The sequence below is a fragment of the Microbacterium xylanilyticum genome (assembly GCF_054654695.1).
On the sequence record NZ_BAAIEN010000002.1, the window covers coordinates 2,772,793 to 2,786,331 of the forward strand.

Here is a 13,539-nt window from a genome sequence, read left to right on the forward strand (position 1 = left end):
TCGATTCTAAGCGGGATGCGGGGGCCGGTTCGGACGATGACGACGGGCCGGCGCGGAGCCCCGCGACTCTGCATCACACGCGTACGGCCAGGTGCCATACTCCCGACTATGTCGACGAAAGTACGATCGGTCAGACATGCCGTTGCTCGCGTCGCTGCACTGTGCGCTCATCGAACGCAAGACCCCAGACACGCTCAATTGGAACGACTGCCAGGATGGCACCGGGAGCTGGTCCTTCACCGAAGCGGATTCGCTTCCGTTCGCCGAGGTCTTCATGTCGGTTGAGATCGACGGCGCGGACGATCCGGAGCACCCGCGCACACTGTCGATCTACCCGCGCTCAGGCGGGATCGATCTCTATTACGGCGACGTCGAGACCGACAGCCATCTGCACTTCGCTCTCTCGGAGCGCGCGTCCACGCCGGTCCCGCGCGTCATTCTCCGCCGCGATGTCGTCGGCGACTGGCGCTCGGAGACCGAGGGAGCGCTGCACCTCCGCGACGACGGCACCTTCACGATCGACAACGGATCGCCAGCGCTCCTGACCTTCCGAGACGACGCTCTCGAGCACACGGGGACTTGGAGTTTCTCAGATGAGGTGGTCCCGCTTGATCCGAAGACAGCCAGGATTCTCCTCACGTTCGACGGAACTTACTCCGACGAGGAGGTGACGGTCTCCTCGTGGCTGGGTCTTCAACTGGATGGCGACGGGTTGGTGCTCACTTTCCGAGACACCGATCGCTGGCGACTCCCGCCGAAGCCGTCCTCGCCGTAAGGTGCGCGCGGCACGCCTGTCGAATGGAGTCCACGGCGCGCGGCTCAGCGCGAATGCCACGCCCGGCTCGAACCGGCTATCACCTGCCCCGTTTCTTAGGCCTCTCGGACCGAGGCGCGCCTCTCTCGCAAGGCGGTGAGCGCGCCATGGGGACGCACGCTGCCGGCGGCGCCGCGCTCGCGCTCGCGGCGCTCTGATCCAACGACGCGGAGTCCCGCTGCTTCGAGCATCGGCGCCAGTGCCTCGACCGACCAGTAGTAGGCCGGGGCGACCACGTGCGCGAACTGCTCCCCCGGCTCGCCGTCGAAGAAGCCGATGAGGATCCGGCCGCCGGAAGCGAGCACTCGCGCGAGCTCGGCGAGGGCGACGGGGAGCTCGGCCGGCGGCAGGTGGATGAGCGAGTACCAGGCGAGGACTCCGCCGAAGGACGCATCGGGGAAGGGCAGATCGCGGATCGACGCGGCCTCGAACCGCAGACCCGGATGGCGATCCCGGGCGGCGCTCAGGAACTCCACGGAGACGTCGACGCCCACCACGTCGCGTCCGGCCTGTGCGAGGAAGGCCGTCCATAGCCCCGGCCCGCATCCGGCGTCGAGCAGCGCGCCGGGAGTTCCGTCCCGCCAGCTCTCGATGAGCGCGACGTCGGCCCGCTCCATCTGGTCGAGGCTCCCGATCAGCGCGATGTACTCCGCCGCGCGGGCATCGTATGCAGCACCGATTCCTGCATCGTCCACGCAGCGATCCTTCCACGGGGCAGTTCAGACGAACTGGACGCGCGGCATCGGGGTGTCGATGTAGACGCGGCCGGTCGGGCTGGTCCATTCCATGACACCGCCAGCTTTCTGTACCACGTTCCACCGCCAGCGGTCATCGTTGTCCGGGTGCTTCAGCACATGGTGCCCTTCGCAGAGACAGCTCAGATTGCTGAGATGAGTCGGGCCACCTTTGGCGTAGTCGAGGGTGTGATCGAGCTGGCATCGTCGCGCCGTAAGCCGGCACCCCGGGAACCGGCAGTGCTGGTCCCGGGCGCGCAGATGCTTCTTCATCCGCTCCGTCGGCGTGTAACTGTCGGTGTAGACGATCATCCCCACGGGATCCAGGAACAACCGCTCCCAATGCTCCGCACCGCCGGCGAGGGCCCGGACGATGTCGGGGTCGATCGGCCCGTGTCCATCGAGTTCGGCGAGCCGGTCGTCGATCCCGGCGAGCGTGGTCGCGGCGATCGTGACCTGCACAGTGCCCCGCACCGCGTCCAGCCCGTTCTCGATCAGACTGTCCGTCGCTGCCGCGAGCAGCAGATCCGTCACGATGTCCGCACGCGCCTGGTCCAACGTCCGCTCGTCGGGCAGCTGCTCCCCCGCGCCCGCGGCCATGGTCTCGAAGCCGGCGAGACGGCTCAGGTCATCGTCAGTCAGCTCGACGCCCTCCTGCGGCGCGAAGGGCCCGTCGAATCCGTTGCAGGCCGTCGCCGCACTGATGATCCGCGCCTGCTTTGCGAGCGCCGTCGCCCTGTCGAATGCGGCATGCGCCAGCACGCTCGGAATCAGCAACTGGAAGAGGCTCATCCCGTCCTCACGATCCTGCACGGTCACGGTGCGGTCCTCGCGCGCACGCCGATGCCGTTCCCCGACGGTCTCTGGCGCGACCACCGCGACGACGCTCTTCGCAAACGCCTCGGTGCGCGTCGCCGCCTCCGCCCGGGCGAACGGCACCACCCGCTCCTCATACGCCGCCAGCGCAGCGCCGTCGTGGATCCCGATCGGCGTCGCCGCGGTGACGATCACCGTCGCATGCCGCAGCGAGATGTCACCGGACCCGAGGGCGGATCGCGTCTGCGGGAAGCGATCGCGCAGCGCCCAACCGACGCCGAGCGCTCTGGAAGCCGCGGCGCGACTGATCCTCAGCCCTGCCGAGATCTCCGCGAACATCGACCGCTCCGCAGCCTCGAACGCCGGAGCACCCGGCGGAACCTCATCCAGCAGAAGCTGCACCCGCTCGCCGAGCAGATCCGCCTTCTCCGCCTCCAACGCCGCGATCTCCTGATCGATCCGCGCACACCGGTCGACGATCTCCCCACTGCGAGTGAGGTACGGATCAGTGATGACGGCCATAGTTCATTCTAGCTCATATAGACGAACTCCGAAAGAATTGGAGCGCCTATTTCTCGGAACTCTCTACGAACTTTCGATCCTCGAGGATCAACGCTTCCGTCCGGTTCCGCCCAGGCGAGACCTTCGCATTCTGTGCCATCGTGAACACGATCGGCCCCGCCAAGGAATACAGGATGTGAACAACGACGACGCAGTGATCGCGAGATCGGTGGACGATCCGACGACATTCGGCGAGATCTGGCACTCGGCGACCGGACGACAGCGGGGCCCGCGCCGGATCAGCGAGCGGCGAGCGCGGCCTGGTACAGGTCGCGGGATCCCAGGCCCGTCGCCGCGGCGACCTCGGCGCAGGCGTCCTTGAGGCGCACGCCCGAGGCGACGAGGGCCTGCACCTGGGCCAGGGCGTCCTCCGGTGAGACGGCGCGCGGCGCGGCGCCGGAGACGACCACCACGATCTCGCCCTTCACGCCGTCCGCCGCCCAGGCGGCGAGTTCGGCGGCGCCGCCGCGGCGCACCTCCTCGTAGAGCTTCGTCAGTTCGCGGCACACCGCCACGCGCCGGTCGTCGCCGAACGCCGCCGCCATGTCGCCCAGGGTCGCCGCGAGGCGGGACGGCGACTCGAAGAACACCATCGTGCGCGGCTCGACCGCGAGCGCGGCCAGCGCCGAGCGGCGCTCCCCGGGCTTGCGCGGCAGGAAGCCCTCGAACGTGAAGCGGTCGGTGGGCAGGCCCGACACGGCGAGTGCCGTGACGACGGCGCTGGGTCCCGGGATCGCCGTCACGGTCACGCCGCGTTCGGCGGCCGCGGCGACGAGCCCGTACCCGGGGTCGCTGACCGTCGGCATGCCGGCGTCGCTGAGCACCACGATGTCCTCGTCCGCCGCGAGCTCGGCGAGCTCCGCGGCCTTGGCCTTCTCGTTGTGGTCGTGCAGGGCGATCAGCCGGGGGCGGTTCTCGATGCCGAGGGCCTGCAGCAGCCGCTGCGTGGTGCGGGTGTCCTCCGCGGCGATGACGGTGGCGTTCTCCAGCACCTCCACGAGGCGGCGCGACGCGTCGCCCAGGTTGCCGATCGGAGTGGCCGCGAGGATGATCACCCGCCCCAGCATAGGCTGAGCGGGTGACCGCGCCTCTGCTGCCGGCCCTCGACGGCCGGCACGACGACCGCCCCACGGCCTGGGAGCGGCTGCGCGACGCCTGGCATGCCGACCCCGCACGTCTGCGGCTGATCTCCTGGCTCGCGCCGGCGCTGGTCACGCTGCTCGCCGCCGTGCTGCGCATCGCCGGTCTCGCGCACCCGCACACGATCGTGTTCGACGAGACCTACTACGTCAAGGACGCCTGGTCGCTGTGGGTGCACGGCTACGAGGCCACCTGGGGCCAGAGGGCCAACGACCTGTTCCCGAAGGGCGACACCAGCGCCCTGCAGACGGCCGGGGCGTTCGTGGTGCACCCGCCGCTCGGCAAGTGGCTGATCGCCCTGGGCATCGCCGCCTTCGGCCCCGGATCCACCTTCGGCTGGCGCATCGCCACGGCGCTCATCGGCACGCTCACCGTGCTCCTCGTGTACCTGCTCGCCAAGGCGCTGACCCGCTCGGTCGCCGCTGCCACGCTGGCCGGCCTGCTCCTGGCCGTGGACGGACTCGGCATCGTGCTCAGCCGGATCGGCCTGCTGGACGGGATCCTGACGTTCTTCGTCGTGCTGGGGGTCCTGTTCCTCGTCTACGACCGGCAGCGGGTGATGCCGCGCCTCGAAGACCGCACCTCGCACGAGCGCGGTGACGCGCCGACGCTCTGGGGCCGGGTGTTCTGGGGCCGTCCCTGGGTCGTGCTCGCCGGGCTCGCGCTCGGCGCCGCGACGAGCGTGAAGTGGTCGGGCGCCTACGTGCTGGCCGCCGCCGGCATCTACCTCGTGGTCACCGACGCCCTCGCCCGCCGCCGCGCAGGCGTCGCGCTGTGGCCGACCGACGCCGTGCTGCGCCAGGGGCCGGCGAGCTTCCTGCTGCTCGTGCCGGCCGCCGCTGCCGTCTACCTGGCCTCGTGGAGCGGCTGGTTCCTCACCGCCGGCGGCTACGACCGGCACGCGACCGGCAACGTGCTCACCTCCTGGTTCAAGTACCACTCCGACATCCTGGCGTTCCACGTCGGCCTGACCTCGTCGCATCCGTACGCGAGCCCGGCCTGGCAGTGGCCGCTGCTGATCCGCCCGACGGCGTTCTGGGTCGGCGGTCAGGACGCGCCGTGCTTCGGCACCGACCACTGCATCGGCACGATCACGTCGATCCCCAACCCGCTGATCTGGTACCTGGGCGTCGCGGCGTCGGTCTACCTCCTCGTGCGCTTCGTGCGCGGGCTCGTCCTCCGCTCCCCCATGCCGTGGAGCTACGCGATCCCGCTCGTGGGTCTCGCCGCGACGTACCTGCCGTGGCTGGCGTTCCCCGAGCGCACGATCTTCCAGTTCTACACGGTGGTGATGGCGCCGTTCCTGATCCTCGCCCTGGTGCTCGCGCTGCGGGACATCGCCGGGCCCCGGAGCGCGCCACGGCACCGGCGTCAGGCCGGTCAGCGCACCGTCATGGTGATCGTGGTGCTGATCCTGCTCGTGAGCGCGTTCTTCTACCCGCTCTGGATCGGCCTTCCCGTGCCGTGGTGGTTCTGGCAGGCCCACAACTGGATGATCACCTGGATCTGAACATGCGCATCCTCGACAGCATCGACGAGCCGCTCATCGCGCAGCTGCGCGCTCAGGAGGAGTTCTTCTGGCTCGATCTGGTCGCGCCCTCCCCCGGCGACGTGCAACGCCTCGGCACACTGCTCGGCTGGCATCCGCTCTCGATCGAGGACACCCAGCGGATGGGTCAGCGACCCAAACTCGACGTCTACGGCGACGAGGCGCTGCTCGTCCTGCAGGCCGCGGTCGAGATGCACCCCGAGGATGAGAACGACCATCCCCTCGAGGAGGTGCACTGCCACCTCAGCGGCGAGTTCATCGTGACGGTGCACGGGGAGCGCTTCCAGGATCTGCGTCAGGTGCGCGCCCTGCTGGAGCGCTCGACGGCACCCAAGACCGAGCGCTACTACGTCTACAAGATCATCGACGTGATCGTGGACAGCTACTTCCCCGTGCTCGCCGATCTCGACGAGGAGATCAACGACCTGGAGGACGCGATCGTCGCAGGCGGCGGCCGCAAGGAGCTGCAGCAGACCTTCGGGCTGAAGCGGCTGCTGCTGAAGCTGCGCCGCGCCGTCGTGCCGATGCGGGATCTGTTCGCGCGGCAGGCGGAGGTCATCACGGATCTGGCGGGGCTGGAGGCCGACAGCCACGACTACTTCCGCGACATCTACGACCACCTGATCCGGATCACCGACGAGCTCGACGGGTACCACGAGATGGTGTCGGGCTGCACCGACCTCTACCTGTCGACGGTCGCCAACCGCCAGGGCGAGACCTCGAAGCAGCTCGCCATCATCGCATCGATCTTCCTGCCGCTGAGCTTCCTCACCGGGTTCTTCGGCATGAACTTCGACTGGTCGATCGCCCACGTCCTCTCCGGTCCGTGGTCGTTCTTCCTGCTCGGGATCGGATCCATGGTGGTCTCGAGCGCGATCATGTGGTGGTGGTTCCGCCACAAGGGCTGGACCGGGAACGACGAGTAGACGCGCGTCGGCGCAGCCGCTGCGGGCCTCAGCCGCGCGCGGCGTGCTCGACGAGCGGCAGCATGCGGCCGCTCAGGTGGGTGCGCATCGCGATCGAGCTGGCGGTGCGCGCGACGCCCGGAACCAGCGCGATGCGGTCCAGCACCTCCTGCAGCTCCTCCGCGCTGTGCGCGACGAGGCGCAGCTGCATGTCGCTGGCCCCGGTGACCGTGTACATGTCCACGATCTCGGGGATCGCCGACGCCAGCGCGTCAGCCACGTCGTCGTGCCCGACCTTCTGGTCGATCTCGACCTGGCAGAAGGCGGTGAGCGCGAACCCGAAGCCGCGCGGATCGATGCGCGGCACGATGCCCTCGATCACGCCGTTCTCGTGCAGCCGCGCGAGGCGACTGGTGACGGTGCCGCGCGCCACGCCGAGCCGCCGCGCGCATTCCAGCACGGGCAGCTGCGGCGAGTCGGTGAGCAGCCGGATGAGCGCCGCGTCGAGGGCGTCGATGCGCATCGTCAGCCCCGGAACAGCTCGTCCTGGGGATCCTTGAGCACGCCCGGCCGGGAGATCCCCCGGGTGAGGCGGGCCACGATCAGCAGCACCGCGGTGAGCCCGATCGTGAGCAGCAGCTGGGTGCGCGCCCCGGCATCGAACATCGTGAGCACGATGATCGCGCCGAGCAGCACGAGCGTGACGATCGACAGCCAGGGGAAGCCCCACATGCGCATCGGCAGGGGCGTGCCGGCCGCGTCGGCGCGGCGACGCAGGATGAACTGCGCGAGCGCGGTCGCGCTCCACATGATCAGCAGCGTGGATCCGACCACGTTCAGCAGCGCCGGGAGCACCTGCTCGGGCCAGATCCAGTTCAGGATCACCGTTACGAAGCCGAAGGCGACCGAGCTCAGCACGGCGACCTGCGGCACACCGGCCGCGCTGGTGCGGGTGAGCGCGAGCGGCGCGAGGCCGCGCTCGCCCAGCGAGAAGGCCATGCGCGAAGCGCCGTAGATGTTGGCGTTCATGGCGGACAGCAGCGCGACGATGACGATGAGGTCCATGACCAGTCCCACGCCGGGGACCTTCAGGGTGTCCAGGACCGCCGAGAAGGGCCCTGCCAGCACCTCCTTCGCGTTCCACGGCAGCACGGCGACGATGACGAAGATGGATCCGACGTAGAACACCAGGATCCGCACCATGACCTGGCGCACGATCCGGCTGATGTTGCGCGACGGGTCGTCCGACTCCGCCGCCGCGATCGCGACCACCTCGGTGCCGCCGAACGCGAACACGACGATGAGCAGGGCGCCCGCGATCCCGGCGATCCCCGTGGGCGCGAAGCCGCCGTGGCCGACCAGGTTGCCGACGCCCGTGGCCGGCGTGCCCGGGATGAGGCCGACGATCGCGAGAACGCCCACGACGAGGAACGCGATGATCGCGGCCACCTTGATCGCGGCGAACCAGAACTCGAACCGCCCGTAGTTGCGCACGCCGAGCAGGTTCACCACCGTGAGCGCGAGCACGAAGAGCAGCACCCAGGCCCATTCCGGCAGGCCCGGGAAGCGGTGCGCGACGATGCCCGCAGCTCCCGTCGCCTCGGCGGCGATCACGACGACGAGCTGGATCCAGTACAGCCACCCGACCGCACTGCCGACGCTGCGTCCCATCGCCTTCTGCGCGTAGGAGCTGAACGCCCCCGAGGACGGGTTGGCGGCGACCATCTCCGCCAGCATCGCCATGACGAGCACCACGATGGTGCCGGCGACGAGGTAGGACACGATCACGGCGGGTCCGGCGATGCCGATCGCCTGTCCCGAGCCGACGAACAGGCCGGCGCCGATCGCGCCGCCGAGCCCCATCATCGAGATCTGCCTGCGGGTGAGTCCCGGGTGCAGGCCCTTCGTGGTGGTCGTGGTCAGGGGCACTTCGATGGTCATGCGGTCGCCTCCTCGCGAACGGCAGGGGTCGGGTGCACGGCGGCCAGGGCGGCGGCCACGCGGTCGATGTCCCCGGCGGAGCCCGCGGAGATCCGCACGCCCTCGCCCGGGAAGGTGCGGGCGACGACGCCGCCCGCGTGCAGGATCCGGTCCAGCTCGCCGGCGCGCTCGCCGGCGGGCACCCACACGAAGTTCGCCTGCGAGGGCACGGCGGGCCAGCCGGACTCCAGGAGCACGTCGCGCAGGCGGTCGCGCTGCGCGGTCACCTCGGCGATGCGGTCGGCCAGCTCGTCCTGGGCATCGAGCGAGGCGACGGCGGCGGCCTGGGCCAAGTCGGTGACGCCGAACGGCACGGCGACCTTGCGCTGAGCGTCGGCGACCGCCGCCGGGGCGATCGCGTAGCCGATCCGCAGTCCCGCGAGGCCGTACGCCTTGGAGAACGTGTGCAGCACGGCCACATGCGGGTAGCGGCGCAACAGCTCCAGGCCCGCGCCGCGCTCGGGATCGGTCGCGGAGGGCGCGTCGGCGAAGTACGGCGATCCGTCGAAGTGCACGTAGGCCTCGTCGATCACCACGAGCACGTCGCGGGGCACGGCCGCCACGAAGCGCTCGAGCTCCGCGGCTCCCACGACGGTGCCGGTGGGATTGTTCGGGTTGCACACGAAGACGAGCCGGGTGCGCTCGGTGATCGCGGCGAGCATCGCGTCGAGGTCGTGACGGTGCTCGTCGTCCAGCGGCACCATGACCGGGGTCGCGCCCGCGATCCGCACGAGCGACGGGTAGGCCTCGAAGGAGCGCCAGGCGAACATGACCTCGTCGCCCTCGCCCGCCACGGCGTGGATGAGCTGCGACGCCAGCTCGACGGATCCGGCGCCGACGGTGACGAGCGACGGATCGACGCCGTAGCGCTCGGCGAGGCGGCCGATGATCTCGGGCGCGGCCATCTGCGGGTAGCGGTGGATGGATCCGAGCCGGTCGGAGATCGCCGAGACCACGGACGGCAGCGGCGGGTGCGGCGACTCGTTCGAGGAGAGCTTCGACGCGCCCGCCGGCGCGGAGCGCCCCTGCTTGTAGGCGGGCACCGCGTCCAGCAGCGGGTTCGTCGGGGGCGTGGCCGTGGCCGGAGTGACGGGGAGGGTCATCGTCGGGGCGTCCTTGCTGCGGTGGGTTCGGGCCGGATCGACGTCGGACGGCGGGGCCGCAACGGCGACGTCGCCGGGGTGCGGCCACTGTATCCACCGTCGGGTCTGTTGGACAAACGGCTCAGCATTGACTGCGCAAGGCGCACAGTGTGTCGACCATTTGCGGGTCGAGCCTGATCACACTGTACAGCGACGGATGATTTCCGCGTCAGCGCGCTTGGGGGACGAGTGCGGGATCCGACACCGGCAGCCGGCACACGAAGCCGCGGCAGTCGTGCACCACGTCGGCGGTGGCGTCGCGCTCCTCGAACAGCGTGAAGCCGGCGGCGGCGAAGGCCCGCACCTGCGCCGGCGCGAACACGGCCACGACGTCGGCATCGGCGCGCCGAGCCGCCTCCGCGAGCGGGCCGCGGGCGTCGGCCGTCACGGCGACGATCTGACGCGGGGGCCGGATCAGGCCCGCCGCCACGCGCAGCAGGGCGCCGTACCCGAACGGGTGCTGCAGGGCGCGCGCCGCCCGGGCGCCGACGAGCGCGACGGCTCGCTCCCGGTGGTGCTCCCCGGCGCCGAGGCGCCAGGCGGTGAGCTCGGATGCGGCGAGCGCGGCGGCGCCGGACGGAAGGTCGCCGTCGCCGTCGTCGACCGCGCCGGGGATGGCGAACCCCGCGAGCACCGGATCGGCCTCTGCCGGGGTCCCGAGCACGTCCAGCGCGCGCGTCGCCCAGCCGACGTCGCCGGTCGCCAGCGCGAGGGCGAACAGCCCTTCCGCGAGGAGCCCGTGGTCGGCGTCCGTGGCGACGGCCGCCGACGCCGCCCCGTCGAGCGAGCTGCGCACCAGCCGCCCGTCCGAGTCGCGGTTGACGGTCAGGACGGTGTCGGCGGCCCGCACGGCGGCGGCGATCCACAGCGGTTCGCCGAGGGCATCCCCGGCGCGCGCGAGAGCGCCGATCGCGAGTCCGTTCCAGCCGGTGATGACCTTGCCGTCGACCGCCGGCGGCTGCAGCCCTTCCCGTGCCGACCGCGGGCGCCGGTAGTAGCCGCCCTCGCTGCGCGCCCCGTCGATCCACGACTCCGAGTCCTGCGCGGCGCCGAAGCCGCCTTCGGGGCGCTGCAGCACGGCGAGCAGGAACTGTGCGGCACCGTGGACGACGTCCTCCCGTCCGGCGTCGAGTGCGGCGTCGAGCAGCTGCGCGTTGTCGATGAGCATGCGCTCGTAGTGCGGCACCGACCAGTCCTGCTGGGTCGCGTACCGGAAGAAGCCGCCATCCTCGTCGCGCAGCTCGGAGCCGGCCATGGCGTCGAGCGCCCGTCCCACCACGTCGCCGCGGCCCATCGTCTGCAGGAAGCGCAGGGTCGTCGCGACAGGGAACTTCGGCGCGGTGCCGAAGCCGCCGTACCGGCGGTCCTCCCGCGCGGCGATCTCCTGCGCCGCCGCGGCGAGCGCGGTCTCGGCGGGCAGCGCGGTCGACGCGTCCGCCGCGGGCGCGGCGAGGGCCTCGGCGACCGCGCCGGCCAGCTCCTCGACCTCGGTGCGGCGTTCGGTCCACGCCTCACGGACGGCCGCGAGCATGGTGCGGAACGCGGGCAGCGGACCCCGCGGGACCGGCGGGAAGTAGGTGCCGGCGTGGAAGGCGCGACCGGTCGGCGTGGCGAACACCGTGAGCGGCCAGCCCAGGTCGCGCGTGAACGCGGAGGCCGCGGCGAGGTACGCGGCGTCCACCTCCGGGTGCTCCTCGCGATCGACCTTGACCGCCACGAAGCCGCGGTTCAGGTCGGCGGCGGTCGCGGGATCCTGGAACGACTCCCGTGCCATCACGTGGCACCAGTGGCACGTCGAGTACCCGATCGAGATGAGCACCGGCACGTCGCGGCGCTGCGCCTCGGCGAACGCCTCCGCTCCCCACGGGAACCAGTCCACCGGGTTGTCGGCGTGCGCACGCAGATACGGACTGCCGGTGCCGGCGAGGCGATTGCTCATAGGGTCACGCTACGCCGCACCGGCGGTCCGATGGCCCGCTGTCAGTTCACCTCGTCGGGGTGCGATGCGACGCGCCCGGATCCGTCGCCCGGGTCGAGGGCGGAGATCGCCGCGAACTCCACATCGGTGAGGGCGAAGTCGAACACGTCGAGGTTCTCGCGCAGGCGCTCGGCGCGCACCGACTTCGGGAACACGATGTTGCCCTTCTGCAGGTGCCAGCGCAGCACGACCTGCGCGGGGGTCTTGCCGTGCGCGGCAGCGGCGTCGGCGACGGCCGGGATGCCGAACAGGTCGTACTTGCCCTGGCCGAGCGGGCCCCACGCCTCGATCTTCACGTCGTTGTCGCGCGCCCAGGACGCGACGTCGCGCTGCTGGTAGGCAGGGTGCAGCTCGATCTGGTCGACCGCGGGGACGACGCCGGTCTCGGCGACGATGCGCTCGAGGTGCGGCACGAGGAAGTTGGACACGCCCGCGGAACGCGCAAGGCCCCGGTCGCGGATGGCGACGACCTTCTCCCAGGCGTGCACGTAGTTGTCCTTGGCCGGGGTCGGCCAGTGCACCAGGTACAGGTCGACGTGGTCGAGGCCGAGCCTGTCCAGGCTCTCCTGGATCGCCGCGTCCGGCTCGTCGCCGTCGTGACGGTCGTTCCAGAGCTTGGTCGTGATGAACAGCTCGTCTCGCGGGATGCCGCTCTTCGCGATCGCCGCGCCGACGCCCTCCTCGTTGCCGTAGATCGCCGCCGTGTCGATGTGGCGGTACCCGATCTCGAGGGCCTCGCTCACGGCGCGCTCGGTGTCGGCAGGATCCACCTTGAAGACTCCGTAGCCGAGCTGCGGGATCCGGTGGCCGTCGTTCAGGGTGATGAGGGGGATCGTGGTCATGGCTCCAGCCTAGGTTCCGTCCGCGGCGGCCCGGGCCGCAGGCGCACCGAGTGTCCCGCACCGCGCGGGCAGTGGGAGCGGGCTCAGTCGAGCGCCGCGACGGCCTGCTCGATGAGGCCCCAGAAGCGCTCGACATCCAGATCGATCGCGACCGTCGCATTGGCCGCGGCATCGAGCACGCCGAGGAGGTCCACGCTCGTGGCTCCGCGCGTGTAGGCCCCCTCCGTCTCGATGTCTAGGTGCGCGCGCACCGTCGTCGCGACCGCCGGATCGATGAGCATCGCGACGGTGATCGGATCGTGCAGCGGCCCGTCCGGCATGTGCTCGGCGATCTCGTAGCTCCGGCAGAAGAACTCGAGCAGTTCGACGCCGAAGACCGCGGTGCGCGTGCCGATCCGCCCGATCCGGTCCCGCACGTCGCGGGTGATCAGCGCCTGGTGCGAGATGTTCAGGCCCACCATCGTGAACTCGACGCCGCTGGCGAGCACCAGCGCGGCGGCCTCCGGATCCGTCCAGGCGTTGAACTCCGCGTACGGCGTCGCGTTGCCGCGGCCGGTGGATCCGCCCATCCAGACGACGCGCGCGATGCGCGGAACCAGGTCGGCATGGTCGCGCACGAGCATGCCGATGTTGGTCAGCGGGCCCGTGGCGACGATCGTCACCGGTTCCTGGGCCGCCTCGACCACGTCCCGGATCAGCGTCATCGCGTCGCGCTCGTCCAGGGGCACTGTCGGCTCCGGCAGGGCCGGGCCGCCCAGCGCGTTGGCCCCGTGGATCTGCTCCGCGGGGTGCAGCCTGCCGTGCAGCGGGCCCGCGGCGCCGGCCGCGATGGGGACGCCGTGGATCCCGGCGACCGTGCAGGCGACACGGGCGTTCGCCGTCGTGAACTCGAGCAGCCCGTTGCCGCCGACCGTGGTGATCGCACGCAGGTCGATCGCCGGGTTCGCCGCCGCGAGCCAGATGGCGAAGACGTCGTCGTGGCCGGGGTCGCAGTCGAGGATGACGGGGATGCTCATGGTGCCCCAGTATTCGCGCGGCGGGCTCGGCGCGAGGCGGGACGCGCCGCCCTTCCCGCGAT

The 13,539-nt window shown here is 70.9% G+C and carries 12 protein-coding genes; 3 read left to right on the top strand and 9 right to left on the bottom strand.

Translation table 11 applies throughout. From position 1 onward, the window contains the following. Window positions 1–136: 136 nt before the first annotated feature. Window positions 137–775, top strand: coding sequence for a hypothetical protein (locus ACYQ1L_RS13950; protein WP_460004677.1), 639 nt, complete (start codon window positions 137–139; stop codon window positions 773–775). Between the two features lie 95 nt (window positions 776–870). Here ACYQ1L_RS13950 and ACYQ1L_RS13955 read toward each other — a convergent pair whose 3' ends face one another. The 3 genes from ACYQ1L_RS13955 to rsmI form a co-directional block, all read right to left on the bottom strand. Then, window positions 871–1,509: a class I SAM-dependent methyltransferase gene (locus ACYQ1L_RS13955; protein WP_460004678.1), complete on the bottom strand. Its 639-nt coding sequence runs from the start codon at window positions 1,507–1,509 to the stop codon at window positions 871–873. Window positions 1,510–1,533: 24 nt separating this feature from the next. After that, complete coding sequence (locus tag ACYQ1L_RS13960; protein WP_460004679.1) at window positions 1,534–2,886, bottom strand: HNH endonuclease signature motif containing protein; 1,353 nt, start codon at window positions 2,884–2,886, stop codon at window positions 1,534–1,536. A gap of 278 nt (window positions 2,887–3,164) precedes the next feature. Continuing rightward, window positions 3,165–3,980, bottom strand: a complete 816-nt coding sequence (gene rsmI / locus ACYQ1L_RS13965) for a 16S rRNA (cytidine(1402)-2'-O)-methyltransferase (RefSeq protein ID WP_460004680.1) — start codon at window positions 3,978–3,980, stop codon at window positions 3,165–3,167. 23 nt (window positions 3,981–4,003) lie between these two features. Here rsmI and ACYQ1L_RS13970 point away from each other — a divergent pair, with 23 nt between their 5' ends. Both ACYQ1L_RS13970 and ACYQ1L_RS13975 read left to right on the top strand, forming a co-directional pair. Further along, complete coding sequence (locus ACYQ1L_RS13970) at window positions 4,004–5,575, top strand: dolichyl-phosphate-mannose--protein mannosyltransferase (protein WP_460004681.1); 1,572 nt, start codon at window positions 4,004–4,006, stop codon at window positions 5,573–5,575. A 2-nt stretch (window positions 5,576–5,577) separates the two neighbouring features. Further along, a complete protein-coding gene (locus tag ACYQ1L_RS13975; RefSeq protein WP_460004682.1) occupies window positions 5,578–6,540 on the top strand; it encodes a magnesium transporter CorA family protein in 963 nt (320 codons plus the stop codon). Window positions 6,541–6,568: 28 nt separating this feature from the next. Here ACYQ1L_RS13975 and ACYQ1L_RS13980 read toward each other — a convergent pair whose 3' ends face one another. The 6 genes from ACYQ1L_RS13980 to ACYQ1L_RS14005 all read right to left on the bottom strand — a co-directional run bounded on the left by ACYQ1L_RS13980 (window position 6,569) and on the right by ACYQ1L_RS14005 (window position 13,477). Continuing rightward, entirely contained in the window at window positions 6,569–7,042 is a 474-nt protein-coding gene (locus ACYQ1L_RS13980) for an Lrp/AsnC family transcriptional regulator (protein WP_460004683.1), read from the bottom strand. Between the two features lie 2 nt (window positions 7,043–7,044). Continuing rightward, window positions 7,045–8,460 (bottom strand): amino acid permease, encoded by a 1,416-nt coding sequence (locus ACYQ1L_RS13985; protein WP_460004684.1) that lies wholly within the window; start codon window positions 8,458–8,460, stop codon window positions 7,045–7,047. Further along, window positions 8,457–9,602, bottom strand: coding sequence for a histidinol-phosphate transaminase (gene hisC, locus ACYQ1L_RS13990; protein WP_460004685.1), 1,146 nt, complete (start codon window positions 9,600–9,602; stop codon window positions 8,457–8,459). Before hisC ends, ACYQ1L_RS13985 begins: the two co-directional genes overlap by 4 nt. A 208-nt stretch (window positions 9,603–9,810) precedes the next feature. Next, window positions 9,811–11,580: a thioredoxin domain-containing protein gene (locus ACYQ1L_RS13995; RefSeq protein WP_460004686.1), complete on the bottom strand. Its 1,770-nt coding sequence runs from the start codon at window positions 11,578–11,580 to the stop codon at window positions 9,811–9,813. Between the two features lie 41 nt (window positions 11,581–11,621). Next, window positions 11,622–12,461, bottom strand: a complete 840-nt coding sequence (locus tag ACYQ1L_RS14000; RefSeq protein WP_159575386.1) for an aldo/keto reductase — start codon at window positions 12,459–12,461, stop codon at window positions 11,622–11,624. 83 nt (window positions 12,462–12,544) lie between these two features. Further along, window positions 12,545–13,477: a nucleoside hydrolase gene (locus tag ACYQ1L_RS14005; protein WP_460004687.1), complete on the bottom strand. Its 933-nt coding sequence runs from the start codon at window positions 13,475–13,477 to the stop codon at window positions 12,545–12,547. Window positions 13,478–13,539: the final 62 nt, after the last annotated feature.

Excerpts from the sequence above, each read along its gene's own strand:
- ACYQ1L_RS13950 (WP_460004677.1), top strand. The coding sequence starts at position 137 with ATGCCGTTGCTCGCGTCGCTGCACTGTGCGCTCATCGAACGCAAGACC.
- ACYQ1L_RS13960 (WP_460004679.1), bottom strand. The coding sequence starts at position 2,886 with ATGGCCGTCATCACTGATCCGTACCTCACTCGCAGTGGGGAGATCGTC.
- ACYQ1L_RS13975 (WP_460004682.1), top strand. The coding sequence starts at position 5,578 with ATGCGCATCCTCGACAGCATCGACGAGCCGCTCATCGCGCAGCTGCGC.
- ACYQ1L_RS13980 (WP_460004683.1), bottom strand. The coding sequence starts at position 7,042 with ATGCGCATCGACGCCCTCGACGCGGCGCTCATCCGGCTGCTCACCGAC.
- ACYQ1L_RS13985 (WP_460004684.1), bottom strand. The coding sequence starts at position 8,460 with ATGACCATCGAAGTGCCCCTGACCACGACCACCACGAAGGGCCTGCAC.
- hisC (WP_460004685.1), bottom strand. The coding sequence starts at position 9,602 with ATGACCCTCCCCGTCACTCCGGCCACGGCCACGCCCCCGACGAACCCG.
- ACYQ1L_RS13995 (WP_460004686.1), bottom strand. The coding sequence starts at position 11,580 with ATGAGCAATCGCCTCGCCGGCACCGGCAGTCCGTATCTGCGTGCGCAC.
- ACYQ1L_RS14000 (WP_159575386.1), bottom strand. The coding sequence starts at position 12,461 with ATGACCACGATCCCCCTCATCACCCTGAACGACGGCCACCGGATCCCG.
- ACYQ1L_RS14005 (WP_460004687.1), bottom strand. The coding sequence starts at position 13,477 with ATGAGCATCCCCGTCATCCTCGACTGCGACCCCGGCCACGACGACGTC.